The organism is Nonlabens dokdonensis (assembly GCF_002162835.1).
Lineage (GTDB): Bacteria > Bacteroidota > Bacteroidia > Flavobacteriales > Flavobacteriaceae > Nonlabens > Nonlabens dokdonensis_B.
This window is the reverse complement of the sequence record NZ_MAAX01000182.1, coordinates 1-5,014: the sequence shown is the minus strand read 5'-3', so window position 1 is coordinate 5,014 and position 5,014 is coordinate 1. Positions and strand designations below refer to the sequence as shown.

At 35.9% G+C, this 5,014-nt stretch carries 3 protein-coding genes and 2 pseudogenes; 3 read left to right on the top strand and 2 right to left on the bottom strand.

Going from position 1 to position 5,014, the window contains the following annotated elements; all coding sequences use genetic code 11:
• Together A9Q93_RS11960 and A9Q93_RS11955 are read right to left on the bottom strand one after the other, a co-directional pair.
• Positions 1-617: pseudogene (locus tag A9Q93_RS11960) on the bottom strand (GTP cyclohydrolase); the annotation flags it as partial.
• Positions 618-620: 3 nt separating this feature from the next.
• On the bottom strand, positions 621-1,595 hold the full coding sequence (locus A9Q93_RS11955) for a transporter (protein WP_303687637.1): 975 nt from the start codon (positions 1,593-1,595) through the stop codon (positions 621-623).
• A gap of 83 nt (positions 1,596-1,678) precedes the next feature.
• On the opposite strand from A9Q93_RS11955, the gene A9Q93_RS11950 reads away from it, so the two are divergent.
• The 3 genes and pseudogenes from A9Q93_RS11950 to A9Q93_RS11940 form a co-directional block, all read left to right on the top strand.
• Entirely contained in the window at positions 1,679-1,957 is a 279-nt protein-coding gene (locus A9Q93_RS11950; RefSeq protein WP_303687636.1) for a DUF4834 family protein, read from the top strand.
• Positions 1,958-1,986: 29 nt separating this feature from the next.
• On the top strand, positions 1,987-4,467 hold the full coding sequence (locus A9Q93_RS11945) for a YfhO family protein (protein WP_303687635.1): 2,481 nt from the start codon (positions 1,987-1,989) through the stop codon (positions 4,465-4,467).
• A pseudogene (locus A9Q93_RS11940) lies at positions 4,464-5,014 on the top strand (glycosyl transferase family 1); the annotation flags it as partial. The gene A9Q93_RS11945 and the pseudogene A9Q93_RS11940, both read left to right, overlap by 4 nt.

Genomic DNA, 5,014 nt, shown 5'->3' with positions numbered 1-5,014 from the left:
TTAACGGTACTAAATTGTAGCGTTTTGAGTTTGTAGCGTTCGGCAATAATATCTGCAAAACGATTGATCTTATCAGGAATAGGAACTGGTGGTTTAAATTTAAACTCTACCCATTCTGCTGCTTTCTCAAAGCCTAACTCTTCCAGATGTTCTTTATAATAAGGATGATTGTACCAAGTAATCATTGTACTGAGCTCATCATAACCCTTTATGAGCATTCCTGCCTTGTCCATATTTGAAAAACCGACTGGTCCTTCCATGAACTCCAAATCTTGTTCTTTACCTAGTTTTTCTACTTCTGCTATTAATGCTTTAGTAACTTCAATATCATCAATCATATCTAACCAGCCGAAACGCATTTTACGCTTTTTCTGCTCATTAATCTCTATATGATTGATTAAAGCGGCTACTCGTCCTACAATTTTATTGTTTTTATAGGCAAGAAACATCCAGCATTCGGCATTTTTAAATACCTGATTCTTTTCTGGATCAAAAACTGCTAATTCGTCTTTGATAATGGGTGGAACAAAGTATTCATTGTCCTTGTATAAGTCCATTTGAAACTGGACAAACTTTTTGATATCCTTTTTGGAATCAATTCTTTTTACTTCAATCATAAGTTATCTCCCGTCATTTTCTTCCTCAAGATTGAGTTTGTTCTTTTTATTCTTTTTCTTTTTTCCAGTTCCTTTAAAGTCATCAGTTTGTTTGATAGCTTCGTCTTTGTGAAAATCTAGTCGGTAGGACATTCCTAAATTTACTTGAAATACAGTAGGCGTATCTTTAAAATTTACTGTTGCACTACTGTCTACTTGCCAGTCCTTAGTAATTAAGTAAGTGAGTCCGCCGCGTGCTAGATCATCACTATAAAAATCAGATTTTAATCCTTGATATTCTCCAAAGACCGCCCATTTTCCATTGATACTATGAGTCATCGTTAGAATCCATTGGTAGGAAGGAAAATCTGTTCCTACTCTGTCTGCTATGATATTAGTTACAAAAACCCAACGACCCCAATTGTTTTGAGTTATTAATTCAAACCTTGGAGAAATAGTACTGTTATCTGGTGGCGTGAGCACATTGTTCTCGCTTAGATCTAAGTTAGCACCAGCGTAAACTGAAACAGCAGGGATTAAATCTCTCCAGCTCAATCTATTATTGGCTTTCCAACTTAATAGGTTCACTTTTTTCTCTCCAAAAAAGACCAGTGGATCAAATACTAAGTATTTTCCACCTACGGTAAATCTAGAAAAGTTTCCGAACTCGCTTTCAGTAGAAACTAAACCGTTAAAATCAGATTGATTCACTCTGCTATAATTTCCAAATAAAGAAAACTCTAATCGTTCTGTTACTGCACCATAGCGCAGTTGAAAACTCGTTCCTATGTAATCGCGTTCATAGCGTTGTAAATCGTGCTCCTCAGTTCTATAAAATAAAGAACCTTCTACTTGAGCAACTCCTTTACCTACCGCAAATGCGCCTTGAGATCTACCTGGATTGTTTGTGTTTATTGTCTCTGTGTATTGACCATTCACAAATTGTGATGTAACAAAAAGCACAAAAAACAGTCTTATAGTATTAAATGAATAATTCATATAGTGTAATTCGTGTTCAAATTTAATATTTCTTAAAGAGTAACGTAGGATACACTTATTATTTTTACATAAAACATTTTAAATTGAAGTTTTTACAGACATTATTAATCATCCTAGTTATAATTGTTTCCATACGATTGATATGGAAATATTTTGGTAAAATGATTCTCAAGTGGTTAGGAATGAAAGCGATGCAACGAGTTCAAAAGAGTTTTGAAAAACGAGCAGGCTTTCAACCAGGGCAAAACCCATTTCAAAATACCACTACTAATACCTCTCGCAAAAGCCCTAAATCAGCTCCGTTGAAATCTAATGAAAAGAAAAAGGTAGGCGAGTACATCGACTTTGAGGAAATTGATTAATTTTCCTCATTCATTTATTTAACCTTTTCATGAAACTAAATTTCAAGAAAATAGTACCGCATTTAATTGTATTTGTGGTGTTTATTGTTGCAGCATTAGCATATTTCCATCCCGTATTAAGTGGTAAAAAACTATATCAAAGTGATATCGTTCAATATAAAGGTAACGCAAGACAACTTATAGACCATAGAGAAACCACTGGTGAAGAATTATACTGGACTGACGCCGTTTTTGGAGGAATGCCTACTTACCAATTAGGTGCTCGTTACGATTATGATATCATCGATGGATTAGATCGGGCATTGAGATTTCTTCCTCGTCCAGCTGATTATCTCTTTCTGTACTTTGCTAGTTTCTATGTGTTAATGCTGGTCATGCGAGTGGACTGGAAAATAGGACTCTTAGGTGCTCTTGCCTTTGGTTTCTCTACTTACCTAATCATAATTATCGGTGCTGGTCATAATTCTAAAGCTCACGCGATTGCTTATTTTCCGTTAGTTATAAGTGGTATTATATTGGTTTTTCAAAAGCGGTATCTCGCTGGTTTTGTACTCACAGCGCTTGCCATGGCGCTGGAATTGCAGGCAAACCATCCACAAATGACCTACTATTTATTAATAACAGTAGCTGTTTTAGGTGTTGCTTATTTGATAGATGCGGCAAAGAAAAATATGCTGCCACATTACTTCAAGTCCATAGGTATAATGATCGCCGCAGTAGTTCTCGCTTTAGGGACTAACGCTGCAAATTTACTTGCTACTAGTGAATACTCTAAAGAAAGTACTAGAGGTGTACCTAATATTACTATTAACGCTCAAGGCGAAAGCGTGCAAAAAACAAACGGTCTTGATTATGATTACATTACCGAATATAGCTACGGTCTTTCTGAAAGTATGAATTTAATTCTACCACGATTTGCTGGTGGTGGAAGCGGTGAGACATTTGATGACGATAGCGCGAGCAGAACACAACTTTCTAAAATAAATCCTGCTAATCTTTCTGAAGAAGAGTTGGATTATTTGAATCAATTGGTATCACTTAGTCAGAGAAAGTATTGGGGTGATCAAGCAATTGTAGAAGCACCGGCATATTTAGGTGTAAGCGTTGTTTTTCTAGCTTTACTCTCTTTATTTTTAATTCGCGGCCGATTAAAATGGTGGACCTTGACGGCTATTGTTCTTGCGTTACTATTATCCTATGGAAAAAACTTAAGCTGGTTAACAGAGCTTTTCATTGATTACATGCCATTTTACAGCAAGTTTAGAGCAGTTACCAGTATTCAAGTTATCATTGAATTATGCGTTCCTATTCTTGCAGCAATAGGATTATGGCAATTCTTTAACGAGAAAAATTCTATTGAAATCAAGCGAAAATCCTTGTTGTATGCTGGAGCTGGTTTTGGTGGGTTGTTATTAATTATAGCTTTTTTAGGTTCCTATATTTTTAATTTAACAGGTCCATTTGATGAATATTTACTAGATTTTCCACAACTTGGTGCTCGATATGTCAAAGCACTGGAAGCAGATCGTTTTGCCATGATTCAAGAAGATGCGCTAATAGCCTTGCTTTATGTAGGTCTGATTTGCGGAGCTTTGTACTTATTACTGAGTGATAAAATAAAAGAAGTAGCTGTTTTGGCTGTTTGTGGTGGAGTCATTTTGTTTGATTTAATAAGTTTTGATTTAAAATATGTAAATTCAGATGATTACGTTACCGCAAGAGAGTATGAATTTGCTTTTGAAAAAACTGAAGCAGACCAAACAGTTCTTGAAGATCAAGAGCACTACAGAGTCTACGATCAATTAGCAGATCCTAACAAAAGTGGTAGAGCAGCCTATTTTCATAAAGCTATGGGTGGCTACCACGGTGCAAAACCGCGGAGATTCCAGGATTTAATGAATTTTTATTTCATGAACCCAGAAGGAAATCAAAATACACAAATGGAGATTTTATCCATGTTCAACACTAGATATTTTCTTATTCCTTACCAAGGACAAGCTGTGGCGCAACAAAATCCTGGAGCCTATGGAAATGCTTGGTTTGTAGATAATATTGAAGTTGTCGAAAATCAAAATGAGGAAATCCTAGCCATTAAAGATTTAAACGCTCAAAAAACTGCGATCATTACAAATGATCAAAAAGAGCTTCTAAATGTGAGTGTAGTTGAAATAGAAAGAGATTCTACCGCATTTATTGAGTTAACAGATTATAAAACAGAGCAACTTACTTATAAAAGTTCTAATTCTAAGGATGGACTAGCCGTGTTTTCAGAGATGTATTATCCGCATGGTTGGAAAGCTAGTATTGACGGTGAGCAAGTGCCTATCGCCAAAGTAAATTATGCGCTGAGAGGTTTATTTGTTCCAGCGGGAACGCATGAAATAGTTTTTACTTTTGAACCAGAGATTGTTCAAACTGGCTCTACCATAATGCTTATTAGTAACATTCTATTATTTTTAATAGTTTTAGGAGGAATTATACTGGCTTTTAAAAAGAAGAAAACCACTTGAAAAAGCCAGTTCTAATAATAAGTTATTATTGGCCACCAGCCGGTGGACCTGGCGTACAGCGATGGTTGAAGTTTGCAAAGTATTTACCAGGGAATGGTTACGATGTTACTGTGGTAATTCCAGAAAACCCTCATTATCCAGTTCGTGATGAGAGTTTAGTAAAAGAAATACCGGAGAATATTTCTGTAATAAAAGTACGTATTAATGAACCTAGCAGGTTATCTGGTAAGCTTTCGCGAAAGCGGACTAAAAACCTACAACGAGGCATAATAAATAAAAAAGCCAATTTACTTGAGCGCACTTTGATCTGGATAAGAGGTAATTTATTTATTCCAGATGCGCGAGTAGGATGGAAGCGTCATGTGCTAAAAGCGGTAGAACCTTATTTTGCAGCGCATAAAAACGCAACATTAATCACAACAGGTCCACCACATTCCATTCATTTGATAGGAATGGAATTAAAATATCTGGTTCCATCTATAAAATGGCTAGCCGATTTTAGAGATCCATGGACAACGATAGGGTATCACAAAGACTTGAAATTGAG

Excerpts from the sequence above, each read along its gene's own strand:
- A9Q93_RS11955 (WP_303687637.1), bottom strand. The coding sequence starts at position 1,595 with ATGAATTATTCATTTAATACTATAAGACTGTTTTTTGTGCTTTTTGTT.
- A9Q93_RS11945 (WP_303687635.1), top strand. The coding sequence starts at position 1,987 with ATGAAACTAAATTTCAAGAAAATAGTACCGCATTTAATTGTATTTGTG.